The sequence below is a fragment of the Lentisphaera marina genome (assembly GCF_028745505.1).
In the GTDB taxonomy this organism is placed as follows: domain Bacteria; phylum Verrucomicrobiota; class Lentisphaeria; order Lentisphaerales; family Lentisphaeraceae; genus Lentisphaera; species Lentisphaera marina.
In genome coordinates this window covers 679,818-695,197 of sequence record NZ_JAQZZL010000002.1, presented here as the reverse complement: position 1 = coordinate 695,197, position 15,380 = coordinate 679,818, and the positions used below count along the sequence as shown (strand labels likewise).

14 protein-coding genes are annotated in these 15,380 nt (G+C 39.4%); 11 read left to right on the top strand and 3 right to left on the bottom strand.

The window, feature by feature from the left end; all coding sequences use genetic code 11:
• Window position 1 precedes the first annotated feature (1 nt).
• Window positions 2–1,273, bottom strand: a complete 1,272-nt coding sequence (locus tag PQO01_RS14055; RefSeq protein ID WP_274314721.1) for a hypothetical protein — start codon at window positions 1,271–1,273, stop codon at window positions 2–4.
• Between the two features lie 35 nt (window positions 1,274–1,308).
• The gene (locus tag PQO01_RS14050) at window positions 1,309–1,983 is read right to left on the bottom strand and encodes a hypothetical protein (RefSeq protein WP_274314720.1); all 675 of its coding nucleotides are present in this window, start codon (window positions 1,981–1,983) and stop codon (window positions 1,309–1,311) included.
• Between the two features lie 91 nt (window positions 1,984–2,074).
• Between PQO01_RS14050 and PQO01_RS14045 the strand changes: the two genes are divergently transcribed.
• The 9 genes from PQO01_RS14045 to PQO01_RS14005 all read left to right on the top strand — a co-directional run bounded on the left by PQO01_RS14045 (window position 2,075) and on the right by PQO01_RS14005 (window position 10,617).
• On the top strand, window positions 2,075–2,794 hold the full coding sequence (locus tag PQO01_RS14045; protein ID WP_274314719.1) for a Rossmann-fold NAD(P)-binding domain-containing protein: 720 nt from the start codon (window positions 2,075–2,077) through the stop codon (window positions 2,792–2,794).
• 55 nt (window positions 2,795–2,849) lie between these two features.
• On the top strand, window positions 2,850–3,767 hold the full coding sequence (locus tag PQO01_RS14040) for a hypothetical protein (RefSeq protein WP_274314718.1): 918 nt from the start codon (window positions 2,850–2,852) through the stop codon (window positions 3,765–3,767).
• Entirely contained in the window at window positions 3,767–4,051 is a 285-nt protein-coding gene (locus PQO01_RS14035; RefSeq protein WP_274314717.1) for a hypothetical protein, read from the top strand. The genes PQO01_RS14040 and PQO01_RS14035 overlap by 1 nt, the downstream gene beginning before the upstream one ends.
• Window positions 4,052–4,335: 284 nt before the next feature.
• Window positions 4,336–5,613, top strand: coding sequence for a Gfo/Idh/MocA family protein (locus PQO01_RS14030; protein ID WP_274314716.1), 1,278 nt, complete (start codon window positions 4,336–4,338; stop codon window positions 5,611–5,613).
• 6 nt (window positions 5,614–5,619) lie between these two features.
• A complete protein-coding gene (locus PQO01_RS14025; protein ID WP_274314715.1) occupies window positions 5,620–6,477 on the top strand; it encodes a sugar phosphate isomerase/epimerase family protein in 858 nt (285 codons plus the stop codon).
• Between the two features lie 3 nt (window positions 6,478–6,480).
• Window positions 6,481–7,257 carry an endonuclease/exonuclease/phosphatase family protein gene (locus PQO01_RS14020; RefSeq protein WP_274314714.1) on the top strand — a complete coding sequence of 259 codons (777 nt, stop codon included), beginning with the start codon at window positions 6,481–6,483 and terminating at the stop codon, window positions 7,255–7,257.
• 78 nt (window positions 7,258–7,335) lie between these two features.
• A complete protein-coding gene (locus tag PQO01_RS14015; RefSeq protein ID WP_274314713.1) occupies window positions 7,336–8,304 on the top strand; it encodes an FAD:protein FMN transferase in 969 nt (322 codons plus the stop codon).
• Window positions 8,305–8,315: 11 nt separating this feature from the next.
• Window positions 8,316–9,749 (top strand): SUMF1/EgtB/PvdO family nonheme iron enzyme, encoded by a 1,434-nt coding sequence (locus tag PQO01_RS14010; RefSeq protein WP_274314712.1) that lies wholly within the window; start codon window positions 8,316–8,318, stop codon window positions 9,747–9,749.
• 142 nt (window positions 9,750–9,891) lie between these two features.
• Complete coding sequence (locus PQO01_RS14005; RefSeq protein WP_274314711.1) at window positions 9,892–10,617, top strand: SIMPL domain-containing protein; 726 nt, start codon at window positions 9,892–9,894, stop codon at window positions 10,615–10,617.
• 181 nt (window positions 10,618–10,798) lie between these two features.
• On the opposite strand, the gene PQO01_RS14000 is transcribed toward PQO01_RS14005, so the two are convergent.
• Window positions 10,799–12,268 carry an IS5 family transposase gene (locus tag PQO01_RS14000; protein WP_274314710.1) on the bottom strand — a complete coding sequence of 490 codons (1,470 nt, stop codon included), beginning with the start codon at window positions 12,266–12,268 and terminating at the stop codon, window positions 10,799–10,801.
• Between the two features lie 153 nt (window positions 12,269–12,421).
• Between PQO01_RS14000 and PQO01_RS13995 the strand changes: the two genes are divergently transcribed.
• Together PQO01_RS13995 and PQO01_RS13990 are read left to right on the top strand one after the other, a co-directional pair.
• Entirely contained in the window at window positions 12,422–12,931 is a 510-nt protein-coding gene (locus PQO01_RS13995; RefSeq protein WP_274314709.1) for a L,D-transpeptidase family protein, read from the top strand.
• Between the two features lie 234 nt (window positions 12,932–13,165).
• Window positions 13,166–15,343, top strand: a complete 2,178-nt coding sequence (locus PQO01_RS13990; RefSeq protein ID WP_274314708.1) for a glutamine synthetase III family protein — start codon at window positions 13,166–13,168, stop codon at window positions 15,341–15,343.
• Window positions 15,344–15,380 lie beyond the last annotated feature (37 nt).

The window sequence follows — 15,380 nt, the reverse complement described above, 5'->3', positions numbered from 1 at the left end:
ACTATTTTTTTAAGCTCTGCCACATCCAGTATACAATTAAGTAATCCACTCCAGTAAAAGTCTTTGTTCCTTTGGAGTTGAAATTACCATCCAAACGCAATTGATTGTGTTTCCATTCTATTGATTCTAAGGGGCGTGCATAGACAGGGACGAATTCCCTTGACTCATTCTGTGCTTTTAATTTAACATACCTACCTAATTTATGATCTCTATTCATTGAGCCAAAGGTAGGAAATTGACGTAGATCTAATGGAAAGCTTTCTAAGCTTTGTTTAACCACTCCACTAACTTCTTCTAAATCATAGAGCTCCATCTTCACTCCTATCAACTGACTGAAAGGGTTATTTTGCCCCTTGTAAAATTTTTCTAAATTTTGAAAAGTCTTCTTATAAAAACTCGAGCCTGATGCATTATAGCCATTGTATGTTTTCAGGTAGTTCAGCCAAGAACTTGAGTGCGTCGGAAATTCCAAGCCAAAACTTCTATATGTCTGGCGCTGCACAAAATACGGATAAGAAAGGTTGAGCAACTGTAAATAAATCAACTCTAATTCAGCACGTAATTCTCCGCCAAAACAACGACGACCTAAATCTATCATCGAAATCAACGACAAACGACGATTATTATAAACCTGCCAGGCATTAGGGCTCAAATCACTATAAGGAACTTCCTGGTCGTGTTGATCATGCAAAGTAAAATTGTTCTTCATGAAATGTCTAAAAATAACTTCTAAATGCTGTCGGATTTCTTCTCTTAATTGCGGGACTTTATCATAAACAATTTGATAAGCAAAAAATAACTGTACATAAACATTTTCATGACATTCGTTATTTAAAATCTGCGTTCTTTCGTCATCATATTTAACTTTAACAGGTAAGTAGCCATCCATACCATTAGCTGCATCAACTTGGATGAAACTATTAAAAAGCTTTTTGATAAACTCCAAATCTTTTTCATCACGTGTGACATCATATTTAAAGGCCATTGCTGCTAATAATTGGCAATTTAAGTCAACTCGTAGTTCTTGCTTTCCACTTTCAGTGTAAACCTTGGGAATCATTGCCAGACCAGCAGGCAACCTTTGCTTAATATTAGTTTCGAAATACGCTGCTTTTTCTTCTAAGTTATGGCTTTCAGCTTCTTTCTTTAAACGAACTTGCCGTTCGAGGAATTGATCTTGTTCTGATTTCAACTGCTTCGCTTCATATTGATCTACGGGATCAATAACTTGACAGGCTGAAAAGAAAAAGGATAAGAGGATAAGGTAACGCATAAATGGGCTCGCTTTTTTCTTAATATATTATGAGTTTATTGTAATTCGGAAGATTCTTGTTCTAAAGTTTTATTTTTAGCTCGATCCAGAACTTTGCGAATCTCTTTGGCTACTTCAATTTTATACTTTTTATCTGCAATATTATTTGTATCTGCCGCGTCTTTCATAATTTGAATGGCCGTCTCCAACTCTTCCTTTGTGAGTTCTTGCTTAAGCTCATCCGTCTCACCATTTTTAACGCTGACGATATCCATTATCTTCGTATTTGATTGAGTGAAATATTCTATTTTTTCATTGATCAGGCCCCAACGGTAACGACTCAAGTGCTTTAGCATCTCATCTTTTTCTTCTTGGCTCAAGTCTGCCTTGCTCAGATATGTATTCTCAAAAAAGTGTAAGGCCAAAGCTGGTAATAAACCACTCTCACTAAAGCTTTGTAGCATGGCACTGAATTGCGCTTCGCTGATTTCACCTTTCTTAACTTCTTCAGTAATTTCATCTAGGATAAGCATGAGCTCCTTTTTATCCTCTTCCGACAATTCAGTTTTGCTAATCAAGGTTTCGGCAATTGATTGGGCAACTTCGGCTGTGATACTTTTTATATTATTCACCACATACCAGGTAGTGAGGCCTCCTAAAATAATAAAACCTAAGCAGCCTATGCCTAAAAATTTTAATAGGCCATTTGATTTTTCTTCTTGTTTTTCCATAGTCTAGTCTCCTATTGACGTTTAATTAAAAACTGATTCTATTACCCTTTTTTACAACTCTCTTTCGAATAAAAATATTTTAAGTTAACCTATGTATGACTATCTAATTTTAGGCAATGGCTATTGTGGCTCTCGTTTAATCAAAAAAATAAAAAATGCTCGTATAACTAGCCGCATCCCAGAATCCTCCGAACAGATCTATTTTGACTTAAACGATAAGGATTCTTGGAGTAGCTTACCTGAGGCAAAAATCGTCATCTGGACTTTTGCCTGCAAAAACCAAGAAAATGAACTTCTCTTTTATGAATACTTGCTAAAGAAATCTCAGCAAATCATCATCTATTCAACTTCATCAGTCTACAAACATGAATTTGATAATCAAGTGATCACTGAATCCACCCCACTCAAACTTGATAATCCACGACTTATTGCCGAAGAAAGGCTTCGAAAATTAGGCGCCAACATCTTCACTTTGAGTGGGATTTTTGGTCCCCAACGCGATCCAAAAAACTGGCTTCTAAAAGGCCTAATAAAAAACCCTCAAAAAACAGTCAATCTCATTCATGTGGATGACATCATTACACTTACGCTGGAGCTGGCGGATCTATCTCTAAGTTCGCGTAGAATAAACTTATGTAGTGGCGTCAGTGACTCTTGGTCGAAATTGGCAGCGCACTATGCTTACCGTTTTCCTGATGAACTAAAAGAAGATACAATTCTGCGCAAAACCGTAAAAAGTGAAGTATTAGAGACTTTATTAGGAAAAAATCATTCTTTTTTACGAGCCACCGACTTTTCTAGCTTGAGTTGATCTTGCGTAGCTGAAAAAACTATGTAAACTTTATTACAACTACGTGGAGTGTTTTTTGAGACATATTTTATTCTCTCTTTTATTAATTTATACAACTTGTTTTGCACAAGACCAAACTGAGGCCTACAAGGTTCCTGTGAGTAAAAGCATCAAAATTGATGGCTCTATTCAAGACTGGAAATCTATACCTTATTTGAGCAAAAATTTTGGTATAAATCTCAAACCTCCATATACCGATATCATGTCCATCAAAATGGCCATGGATCAAGAACACATTTACCTACTCCTCAACACAAAAAACCATGTTGGCGCCATTAAAGACGAAGCCTTTTTAAAAATCCTTTTTGATGTAGACAACAATAAAGCAACTGGTTCAGATGAAAACCTGCGTTTAAACAAGTACGTTAAAGCACCTGGTTTTGAATACGCTATACCAGTAAAACTCAATAATAAAGCCGTGCCTTATTATGACATTTACAATATCAGCAAAAAGGGCACTGCACCCAAAAAAGTTGTTTCTTATTCCGCCGACAGTATCATGAATGCCTCCAAAGGTAATTACATGGAGATTGCCATCCCCTTCGCGAAAATTCTTAAAGACGAACATACAATCTCGAGAATTATTTTTTCTGAAGTCGGGCAAGAGAGTAATTGGAAGGATGCTAAATCATATCTCAATATGAACATTGATTTCTCAGACCGTAACAAAAAAGAGGTAATGAGCGTTGAAGAAAAAGTAGCCCTACAAGAAAAATTAGAGAGTAGTTTTTCAGTCGCATGGATAATCGTCCTTGGTTTGGGACTTTCCCTTTTCTGGCCTGCTATTGCGATCTGTAAAAAAGCTGGTTTCTCAAGCTCTTTAGCTGCAGTCTGTATCATTCCTGTTCTTGGACCTTTTATTTTTATGTGGATAATTTGTTTTAATAATTGGAAACTCCACTCCAGTTTCTGTGCACAAGAGGGAGAAAACTAATGAGTACTTTATTAAATATTGAAACATTTTATGCTTCAAGCTCAATAGACCTCATACCTGTCAATCCCGCTCAATGGTCTCCTTGGCTAATCTTAATCGGCCTCACATTGAGCATCTTTATCCTTTCTTCGATTGCCTGCAAAAAAACGGGCTTGCACACTTCCAAAGCCACCATTTGCCTTATACCTATTATAGGCCCCTTTATTTTCTTTTGGGTATTAGCCTTCTCAAATTGGCCGATCCACGACAAACTTCCTTCACCAGAAGAACTCGAAAGTAAATAAAGAGCAACTCTCCCCTTCTATTTTCATTATAGACACTACTAAGCAATGCATAGTGGTGTTCACTGGCGTCTATACGAGATCAAGCACTCATTAATCACTCTATAAAAAATACACTTAGACACGAGTCAAACTAAGTCTTTTACACCAATAAGCCTACTTAAAGACTAGAAGAAAAATGTTTAAATTACCAAAAAATACAATTTTTTATATGTGAAATGATTTGACCTAAGATATTTCACATGATATATAAAGCTATTATAAATCATTAGCCAAGGAAGAATAACATGAACTTAACTCACAATCGCCGTAACTTTATGAAAGGCTCTGCTGCCTTACTCACTTCTTCAATTGCTACTCAATCTGCCTTTGCTGACACCGCAGCAAAGACAAAAAAACTTAAAGTTGCATTAATTGGCTGTGGCGGTCGTGGCTCAGGAGCAGCTAGCCAAATCCTTAAGGTTGATAACAATATTCAATTAGTAGCTTTAGCTGATCTTTTCCCCGACAAAGTGGCTGCCGCTCAAAAACGCTTCTCACGCTTAGGTGATAAAGTACAATTAAGTGATGATACCTGCTTTTCAGGTTTTGATGCCTACAAAAAAGTCATGGCCATGCCTGAAGTTGATATTGTACTTCTTGCAAGCCCCCCACACTTTCGCCCTATTCATATGGAAGCAGCCGTTGATGCTGGAAAACACATTTTTGCTGAAAAACCACTAGCTTGCGACCCTGCAGGTTTAAAAAGAGCTGCCGAAGCCATTCGTAAATGTGAAGAAAAAGGCTTGTACTTCTTATGCGGTTTCTGTTATCGTTTCGACGGCCCCAAAGTCGAAACCATGAAACAAATTAAAGAAGGTATTATTGGTGACATCATCAACATTCAAACTTCTTACAATGCGGGAGGCCTCTGGCACCGTGGTCGCAAGGAAGATTGGTCTGATATGGAATGGCAAATGAGAAACTGGCTCTACTTCACTTGGTTATCTGGTGACCATATTGTGGAACAAGCTATTCATAGTATCGATAAAATGCAATGGTTAGCTGGCGATGGCGATATTAAATCCGTGCTTTCATTCGGAGGTCGTCAATCAAGAACAGATGCAAAATTTGGTAATGTATATGATCATTTTTCAGTAAACTACGAATTCCAGAATGGCATAACCGGTAATTTCACTTGCCGTCAACAGGGGGGCACAGATCGTTATGTAGGTGACGTCGCCTATGGTACCAAAGGAAAAGTGGACTTTCAACGCGGTAGAATCTACAACTCCAAAGGTGAGCAAATTTGGGCCGTCAAAGGAAAATTTGAACAGATGCACCAGCATGAACAACGCGTTTTAGTTGAGCACCTACGTGCAGGTAAATATTTCAACAATGGCGAAGAATCCATCAAAAGTTGTGGCTTAGGAATCTTAGGTCGTATGTCAGGTTACACAGGGAAGAAACTTACTTGGGATCACCTCATGAAATCTAAAGAGGATTTAAGTCCTAGTGCCTACACATTAGACACGCCTATTTCTGTTGCACCAGTGGCTCAACCTGGCATCACAAAGTTTGTGTAACCCAAGATGAAAAAGTCAAGTTTACTGCTCTCAATCCTATTAGTCTGTTTTTCAGTTTCGGCTGATAAACTCGAGATCAAGTTTGCCCTCAAATACGGCATGATCAAAGAAAAAGGCTCCGTACAAGAAAAGTTTCAGCTTGTTAAAGATTTAGGTTACGATGGCATAGAAGTCAACGCCCCCTCTGGTAAGCGCGAGGCCTTCAAAGCCGCAAGTGAAGCTACTGGCCTCCCCATCCATGGTGTCGTTTGTAGTACCCACTGGAAACTTCTGCTATCGGATCCAAATCCCGAAACTCGTGCCAAAGGACTTGAAGGCTTTAAACAAGCTATTCGCGATGCAAAATTTTATGGCGCTAGCTCCGTCCTCTTAGTTCCTGGCAAAGTAAAAAAAGGTACTACTTACGAGGAATGCTGGCAACGCAGTATTGTTGAAGTCAAAAAAGCACTCCCCTTAGCCAAAGAGTTAAATATCAATATCCTCTTAGAGAACGTTTGGAATGACTTCTTAACGACTCCTGAAGAGACGCTTCGATACATTAATGAGCTCAACTCTGACTTAGTTGGATCATATTTTGACATCGGCAATACAGTTCGCTACAACCCACCCGCTTCTTGGGCCCCTGTTCTTGGCAACAAGATCATGAAACTAGATGTAAAGCCTTATATTATTCAGCCTGAAGGTGGCAATGTCTGGAAGGGTTTTCAAGCAAAAATTGGTCAAGATAGTAATGACTGGCCAGCGGTTTGTAAATCCTTGAAAGCTATCAATTATTCAGGTTGGGCCACAGCAGAAGTCGGTGGTGGCAATAAGGATCGCCTTGCAGAAATCCTAAAAAATATGAGAACCGTATTTTCACACTAAGATATGCGTCGCTCTTCTTTTTATCTTACTGTCTTAATCCTGCTCATATGTAATGCTTGTATCAGTCAAAAACCCAAACATAGTCTCAGAGTATGTTCTTATAACATACGCCATGGCGAAGGTATGGATGGCAAAATCGACATTAAACGAATAGCGGATTTACTCAGAAAAAGTGGCGCTGAACTCATTGCTCTGCAAGAAGTTGATAAAAACTGTGCTCGAAGTGAAAATAGAGATATCGCCCAAGAACTCGCTAACCTTCTCGGCATGCATTATCATTTTGAAAAATTCATGAACTATGATGGTGGCGAATATGGTATGGCCATTTTATCAAAGTTTCCGATCCTCGAATCCATTAGGCATGACTTGCCCAAAGGAAGCGAGCCGCGATGTGCCATTGAAGTTCAACTTATCACTCCCTACACATCACAAATGATTTCTTTTGTCAATATTCACAACGAATGGAATAGGAATAAAATAAGACTAGCGCAAACCCAAATCCTAAATGACAAACTTAAATCAAATCGAGCTACTATCTTAGCAGGTGATTTCAATGGTGATCAAGCAGATCCTGCACTCATTCATTTAAAGGCTAATCACTGGTCGATTTTACAAAAGAGCCCCAACAAAACTTGGCCCAGTGATCAACCCGAAACTGAAATTGATTTCATCATGACCCGTCATTTACCTAGTCATACGGTCGATCATTATGTTATTGAAGAAAGTATAATATCTGATCACCGCCCTATCTTTGCTGAGTTTGAATTCTCTGAAAATTAATATTTTCTATTTTTAGTACACAAGATTCTCTCATTATTGCGAATACATACTTTAAGATGAATCCAGACCAAGGAAACTGTGAATATTTTTCTTACATTAATCTGTTGTTTACTGACACACTCACTTACCTCTTCTGAGCTCAATGAATATAATTTCAAGAAAGAGCTCATGGGTTGTGATTTCCGTCTTAAAATCTATAGCTCAGATCCTAGCCAAGCTCAAAAAGCAGCGCAAAAAGCCTTTCAAAGAATAGATCAATTAGAAAAGATATGTAGCGATTACTTGAGCGATAGTGAATTAAATCGTTTGAGCCAAACTCATATGCAATGGACTCCCGTTAGTAGCGATCTTTGGAAAATTTTAGCTTATTCACAAAAAATTTCACAGCAAACTCACGGAGCTTTCGATGTGACTTGTGGCCCATTATCTATCCAATGGCGCATTGCTCGCTATAGAAATAAGTTACCTGAACCCGCATCAATCGAAAAAGCTTTAAAGCGTTGTTCATACAAAAAACTTGAACTCAACTCAGACAAGCAAACCGTACGCTTGAATACGGCTCACATGAAACTTGATTTAGGCGCTATCGCCAAAGGCTATGCCGCTGATGCAGCGATGAAAACCCTTAATCGTGAGGGTATCAAACACGCCATGATAGACGCATCTGGAGACTTACTCATGAGTGCACACCCCACTTCCACTTGGAAAATATTTATCAATGATAAAAACAGTTCGAACTCTGCTTCTTTTATCCGACTCAAACAAGGCGCCGTCGCTACCTCAGGAAGTGCGCTGCAGAACTTAAAGAAAAACGATAAAACTTACTCACATATTATTGATCCTCGAACTGGCCAAGCCATCACCCATCATCAACGCATTACCATGATAGCACCCACTGCAATGGAAGCCGACGCACTTGCATCCGCTTTATCCGTAATGAAATCTGCTGATTCTATTAACTTTTCAAAGAAAAACCCTCAAAACTCTGTAATGATCAAGACTCAAGACAGTATAATTAAATCTGATAACTTTCCACTCATTCATTAAAGGACCCTAGTATGAACTTTCTCACAAAGTGTGTTAGTACAAGCTTAGTTTTATCAAGCTATGTATCTGCAGTTGATTTCAAAAAAGACATTCAGCCAATTTTTGAAAAACATTGTATGACTTGTCACAATAAAAACCTTGGTGCTGGCGGACTCATTATCACTGATAAGGCAAGCGCTTTTGCCAAAGGTAAACACGGGGTTAGAATCACCGCAGGTGATGCCAGTAAAAGCTCTATTTATAACTTGGCCATTTTACCCGCCAATGATCCAAAAATGCCGATGCCAACAACTCTCAGTAAAAAAGAATCTGAAACACTCAAAACGTGGATTGACCAAGGGGCGAATTGGCCAGAAGAAAAACAAAGTTCTGGCGAATTCGTCAAAACTCTTTCTTCTGCGAGTGGTGAAAGAGAAATCATTATGGCAACACAGCTTTACAAAGCTCTAGGCTTTGAAGCTCAAGCTGGGAAAGCACCTAAAGTCGAAACTTCTTACACAGTAAACAAAGGAGCTGAAAACGAATTTACCATGATGCCTATCCCTGGAGGAAAGTATCAACGTGGATCAGATCAAGAAGATGAATCTCCCCTTAAAGAAATTGAGATCTCACCTTTTTGGATGGGTAAACACGAAGTCACTTGGGCAGAATATGAAGCTTGGCAATTCGACCTCGATATTGAACGTCGAACACCAGAAAATTTCACCATGAATGAGCTCGATAAAAATGCCGACATCGTCTCTCGTCCAACCGGACCTTACTTAGATATGAGTTTTGGCATGGGCAAAGAAAAACGTCCTGTCATTTGCATGACGCAATTAGCTGCCAAAGCTTATTGCATGTGGCTCAGTGCAAAAACTGGCCACTTCTACCGTTTACCAACTGAAGCTGAGTGGGAATATGCTTGCCGCGCAGGAAGTAAAACAGCTTATGGTTTTGGCGATGATGCCGATAAACTTGGTGACTACGCGTGGTTTGCGGACAACGCAAATGAATCATATCAGCCCATCGGACAGAAAAAAGCTAATGCTTGGGGATTACACGACATGCATGGTAATGTTTCGGAATGGGTTCTCGATAGCTTTGATCCAGAATTTTATGCAAATGGCCCCAAGAAAGACCCCGTAAATTTAGCCCCAAACACTCCCTTAGAAAACCCATTTGAAGAAACTGAATTTTGGCCAAACAAAATTTATGAACGCGTGGTTCGTGGTGGTTCTTATTTAAATGATGCAAGTGAACTACGCTCCGCTAAACGCTTCATATCTAACCCCGAATGGAAAGTGCAAGATCCGCAAATTCCAAAGTCGGTTTGGTATCATACTGATGCCGTGTGGGTTGGTTTCCGTGTTGTGAGATCAGGTACAGTTCCTAAGCTGGAAGATCTGCATAAATACTGGCCTACAGACGAGGAAATCAAAGCTATCCCCAAACGTGGCGAATAATTCTTAGTAGGAATCTATTAAATACTCTGAGCTTAAATTAGCTCAGAGTATTCACATACTTTTCACAAATAATTCTCATTCTCATCAAAGTTTTTCATTCAGTAAAACTTAAACTGATTAAAACTAATCAGGAGAATGAAATATGAACAAAACAAAATCCCTTTCAGCCATCATCTGTGGAATAGTCCTAGCAAGCGGAATCACAGGTGCAGGATATTTTATTGGTCAAACCATGTATAATGCGAAAGTTGCATTAAATACAGCTGAAGCCAAAGGCTTAGCTGAACGCAGAGTGAAAGCTAACTTAGTGAGCTGGACACTAAGTTTTTCTGTGAACTCCAGTCATAAAACGGAACTCCCCCTGCTCTATAAACGAGCTGAAGAAATTCAGAAAATGATCCAAAAAACATTAATAAAACACGGTTTCGACAAAGGTGAAATTGAGCTCGGGGTCATCGACTACCATCACAAAGTCCTTCGTAACAAAGAACAAAAGCTCCTTTCCGAAAACCATATCCTAAATTCTTCTATCCATATAGATTCACAAAAAGTTGACCTCATCAAAGCAGCTCGAACAGAATTGAATAAACTCATTGCTCAAGGTATAGATTTAAATAATCAGGCTCCCAAGTATTACTATACAAATTTAAATAAAATTAAACCTGAGATGTTAAAAGAAGCCACTCAAAATGCTCGAATTGCTGCGGGTGAATTCGCCTCTCATGCCGGAGTTAAAGTTGGTGGTATTCGAAATGCCCGTCAAGGCAACTTTTATGTACGTGATGCAGGCAGTGAGTATGGCGATAGTAATAAATTAGAAAAAGACGTTCGCGTCGTCACCACCATAACATTTTATTTAGACAAATGAGAAAGCATAAATGGCGACTCATTATCTATGTCTCGCTCATTTCTTTCGGTTTAGTTTATATTTATGGTCGTTCTCTATGGAGTCCTATAAAGCTAAAACTACTCGGAAAGAAAACACTTGAAGAAGTCTGCCAAGACTTAGAAGTAAAACATGGTATTTTTTGGCATGACATATATAGGGCTTACTGAATTACTCGCCTTTTGAAATGCTCATTCTCGTTAATGAGACTTATAAAACAATAAACGTGCGCGAATAGCTGCTTATAATACTGGCCGAAAAGTGACAAAAAGGCTAAAGCCTTATCCAAGTTCATCACCATGAATACTAAAGCAATAAGTGTTTCGGATGAAGTCCTGGTTTTCGTAAAGATTCGATCGAGTTTATAGCGTCTTTTGGCTACACCAAAACAGCCCTCTACTTCATTTCTTATAGCTTCATCCTGGCGTTGTATTTCCTTTTGTTCTTCACGTAAAATCGCATCTTTGGGAGGTCTTCCAAGACTGGGTCCACTTATCCTTATTCCGTGTTTTTTACAATACGCTCGATTTTCTTTAGTTCGGTAGATTTTATCAGCATGTGCTGATTCGGGATAATAACCGAAACGCTCTTTATATTTTTCAACTTGTGAAATTAGTTCGGTTCCTTCATTATAAGAATCAAAACTAATCGTATCGACAAAGGTCCAGCCATCGACGACACTGATAGATATTTTAGCTCCGAACTCTGTATGAGCTCCAGCTTTCCCGCGAACAATGGGACGAATATGTGGTTGGTGAATACTTACAATGCGATCATCAACACTTGTTACTTTATTATCATACATGTATTGCTGTTGTTGATAAAGTGTCCCGATCACCAGTAGTTCGCGGTATAAACTAGGTTTCAATAGCCCCAGATCGGCATGCTTTTTGAGTTCATTTATACTAGCGAGGTTCCTCCTTACACAATGAAGTTGTCTATTAATCACTTCACGCCTTTTCTTTTTCGATACACGTTTTTTTAGGACAACACTTAAAAAGATTTTTCTGCCGTCTTCACGATAAGTCCGAGGCTTGACCTTATCTTCGGTATTAAAGTGATGACGCCAAAGAATATCGATGATTTCTTCAGTTTTTTCGCGGGCTTTGTTTAGTAAACCAAGATCTGTTGGATAGTGAATATCAGCAGGGACACAACTAGCGTCAACAATTAAAGCACCCTTATTTGACGGAGGATCATTGTCTGAATCCTTATCGGAGTCTTCTTCTTTTGGACGTGTTGTTTTATGTAATAAATCATCAATATCTTTAATATCCTGAGCTCCAAAACGCTTTCGAAAATGAGTCATCATACTCGGATCAAAAGGTGATTCCTGCTTATATCTTTCAAACCCCAAGAAATATTGAAGGTAGGGGTTTTCAGAAATCATTTCTACAGTTTCTTCATCAGTTAAACTCAGCTTTACTTGAATGATCAGGGAACCAAATGCAGTTCTTGCAGGTAGAGCTTTGGGCCCAGTATGGCTGGTGAAATTTAGTGCATAAATTTCTTCTACATCTTTCCATGGTATTGTTGCCGCTAGCTTGACCCAGCGATTATTGATATTGAGTGTTCCGTCTAGAAAATAAGGTAGATTGGCCATTTTGGGCTCTGTGCCCGTATTTTTATACATCTTATGCAAACCTAATGATTGTTTTGAGGGGTTTTGTTTGCATGTAATATAGCATAATTACCACTTATCTCATTGACTATAAGTAATATATGACTTAATAAGTGAGCCCTATATAAAGGTAAAGAAGTAGACGAAACTGAGTCTTCTTTATATTTGATTGCCTTAAAGCAAGAACGACGATTAGAACTGTGGGCAAAAACTCCAAACAAAGCTATTCACCTTATCAATTTCCCTTTTACTGGTTCCAGTGGTCAATTAGGCCCAAAACTACGCGAAGGTGATGGTCAAATCCCTGAGGGTATTTACAAAATCACTTCCTTAAATCCAAACAGTGCTTATCACCTATCACTAAAAATAAATTACCCTAATAACTTTGATCAAAAAAGCGCCAAAACTGATGGCCGTACTAATCTAGGTTCAAATATTTTCATTCATGGCAATTCGCTTAGTATTGGTTGCATTCCAATTGGTGATGAAAATATAGAAAAACTCTTTTTTCTCGTTCATAAAGTGGGTTTAGCGAACACAAAGCTAATTATTGCTCCCAATAATATACGAATAGAGAAAAATCCCTATAAAGTCGAGATGAAGCCTTGGATAAAGCACAAATATCAACGGCTGCACAATGAATTAAAGCCCTTTAATAACACTCCATGGCAATGAACTTAATCCCTTTTATACAAGCGCTTAATATTTCTTGAGGCCCTTATTTATACTCATTTTAATGAATCCCCATTACAATAATGTTATTTTTTTTCGCAAAGGCCATTTTTTAAGACTTTTGATAGTCTAATTACTTGACAGTATTAATTACACTTTTACAGTATCGGACATAAAAATTGAAAAGTTTACAATTTTGTAATTTAACCTAAACAAGAAAAAATGAGGCTACACACAATGAGTGGTTCTATCTCTAGACAAAATGCCATCCAGGCAGTTATCGACGGTACTTACGTCGAGCCAATGAACTATATCGACAATCCTGTAACTGAGTTCTATGGTTGCAATGTTTTCACTGACGAAGTAATGAAAGCTCGTCTTCCTAAAAACACTTACAAATCAGTTAAAGCTACTATTGAAGCTGGTTCTGATCTTGATCTTAACGCTGCAGACGTTGTTGCTACAGCTATGAAAGACTGGGCACTTGAAAAAGGCGCAACTCACTTCACTCACGTTTTCTACCCTCTCACTGGTTCTTCAGCTGAAAAGCACGACTCTTTCCTTTCTCCTGATGGCGAAGGCAAGTGTATCACTGAGTTCTCTGGTAAACTCCTCGTTCAAGGTGAGCCTGATGCATCATCTTTCCCTAACGGTGGTATCCGTGACACTTTCGAAGCACGTGGTTACACTGCTTGGGACGTAACTTCTCCTGCATACATCCTCGAATCAGACAATGGTACAACTCTTTGTATCCCTACTTGTTTCGTTTCTTGGACTGGTGAAGCACTCGATAAGAAGACTCCAGTTCTACGTTCAATGCAGGCTGTTGACAAAGCAGCTCAAAAAGTTCTTAAGCTTCTCGGTAACCAAGAAGTAAGCAAAGTAACTTCTTTCGCTGGTCCTGAGCAAGAGTACTTCCTCGTTGACACTAACTTCTTCTACGCACGCCCTGACCTTATCTCTGCTGACCGTACCGTTTTCGGTGCTGCTCCAGTTAAAGGTCAAGAGTTCGACGATCACTACTTCGGTGCAGTTCCTGCACGTGTTCTTAACTTCATGATGGAAGTTGAGCAAGAAGCTTTCAAACTGGCTATCCCAGTAAAAACTCGTCACAACGAAGTTGCTCCTGGTCAGTTCGAAATCGCTCCTGTATACGAAACTGCTAACGTTGCTACTGATCACCAGCAGCTCCTCGTTCACATCATTAAAGCTACTGCTAAAAAGCACGGCATGACTGCTATCTTCCACGAGAAGCCTTTCGCAGGTCTTAATGGTTCTGGTAAGCACCTCAACTGGTCACTTGGTAACTCTACACAGGGTAACCTCCTCGATCCAGGCAAAACTCCTCACGATAACCTTCAGTTCATCACTTTCTGTGCTGCTGTTATTTCTTCTGTAGAGAAAAACCAGGGTTTACTCCGTGCTGTTATTGCTTCTGCTTCTAACGATCACCGTCTTGGTGCTAACGAAGCTCCTCCTGCAATTCTCTCTATCTTCCTCGGTGACCAACTCGCTGACGTTTTTGCTCAAATCCAGAGCGCTGGTAAAGCGACTACATCTATCGATGGTGGTATCATGAACCTAGGTGTTGATTCAATGCCACAGCTTCCACGTGATGCTGGTGACCGTAACCGTACTTCACCTTTCGCTTTCACTGGTAACCGTTTCGAGTTCCGTGCTGTTGGCTCACTCCAATCAATCGCTGGTCCTTTAGTTGCACTCAACACAATGATGGCTGATGCTCTTACTTCTATCGGTGATTCACTCGAAGCTAAAATTTCTGGTGGTTCTTCAATCGAAGATGCAGTTTTCGCAACTGTAAAAGAAGTTATGGACGAGTCTGGTCAAATTGTCTTTAATGGCAATGGTTACTCTGATGAGTGGCAAGTTGAAGCTGCTAAGCGCGGACTTAAAAACCTTAAGACTTCTGCTGAAGCACTTCCTGAGCTTACTTCTGCTGAAAACATCGCTATGTTCGAGAAACAAGGCGTTCTTTCTAAAGTTGAACTCGAATCACGTCAAAACATCTATCAAGAGCAATATGTTGCTAAGGTTAACGTTGAAGCTAACCTCACTGAGCGTATGGCTGAAACTCAAATCCTTCCTGCTGCAGTTCGTTACCAAACTGAACTCGCAGAAAACATCGCTTCTCTCTCAGCAGCTGGTGTAGAAGGCGACAAGTCAGCTCTCCAAGCTATCACTGGTCAAATTGCAGCTCTTAGCTCTACAATAGCTAATCTTAAGACTCTCCGCAGCAAGCACATAGAAGATGCAACTGAAGAGTGCGTATACTACTCAGGTACACTTCTTCCTGCAATGCTCGAAGTACGTGCAGCTGCTGATGCTCTTGAAGTATCTGTTGCTGACGACCTATGGCCTCTCCCTAACTACACAGAGATGCTTTTCATCAAATAATCTAAGATTATCTGATTGATCGAAAGGCCGGCTTTTT

Coding starts and splice junctions, on each gene's coding strand:
- PQO01_RS14055 (WP_274314721.1), bottom strand. CDS start 1,273: ATGCGTTACCTTATCCTCTTATCCTTTTTCTTTTCAGCCTGTCAAGTT.
- PQO01_RS14050 (WP_274314720.1), bottom strand. CDS start 1,983: ATGGAAAAACAAGAAGAAAAATCAAATGGCCTATTAAAATTTTTAGGC.
- PQO01_RS14045 (WP_274314719.1), top strand. CDS start 2,075: ATGTATGACTATCTAATTTTAGGCAATGGCTATTGTGGCTCTCGTTTA.
- PQO01_RS14035 (WP_274314717.1), top strand. CDS start 3,767: ATGAGTACTTTATTAAATATTGAAACATTTTATGCTTCAAGCTCAATA.
- PQO01_RS14030 (WP_274314716.1), top strand. CDS start 4,336: ATGAACTTAACTCACAATCGCCGTAACTTTATGAAAGGCTCTGCTGCC.
- PQO01_RS14025 (WP_274314715.1), top strand. CDS start 5,620: ATGAAAAAGTCAAGTTTACTGCTCTCAATCCTATTAGTCTGTTTTTCA.
- PQO01_RS14020 (WP_274314714.1), top strand. CDS start 6,481: ATGCGTCGCTCTTCTTTTTATCTTACTGTCTTAATCCTGCTCATATGT.
- PQO01_RS14010 (WP_274314712.1), top strand. CDS start 8,316: ATGAACTTTCTCACAAAGTGTGTTAGTACAAGCTTAGTTTTATCAAGC.
- PQO01_RS14005 (WP_274314711.1), top strand. CDS start 9,892: ATGAACAAAACAAAATCCCTTTCAGCCATCATCTGTGGAATAGTCCTA.
- PQO01_RS14000 (WP_274314710.1), bottom strand. CDS start 12,268: ATGTATAAAAATACGGGCACAGAGCCCAAAATGGCCAATCTACCTTAT.
- PQO01_RS13990 (WP_274314708.1), top strand. CDS start 13,166: ATGAGTGGTTCTATCTCTAGACAAAATGCCATCCAGGCAGTTATCGAC.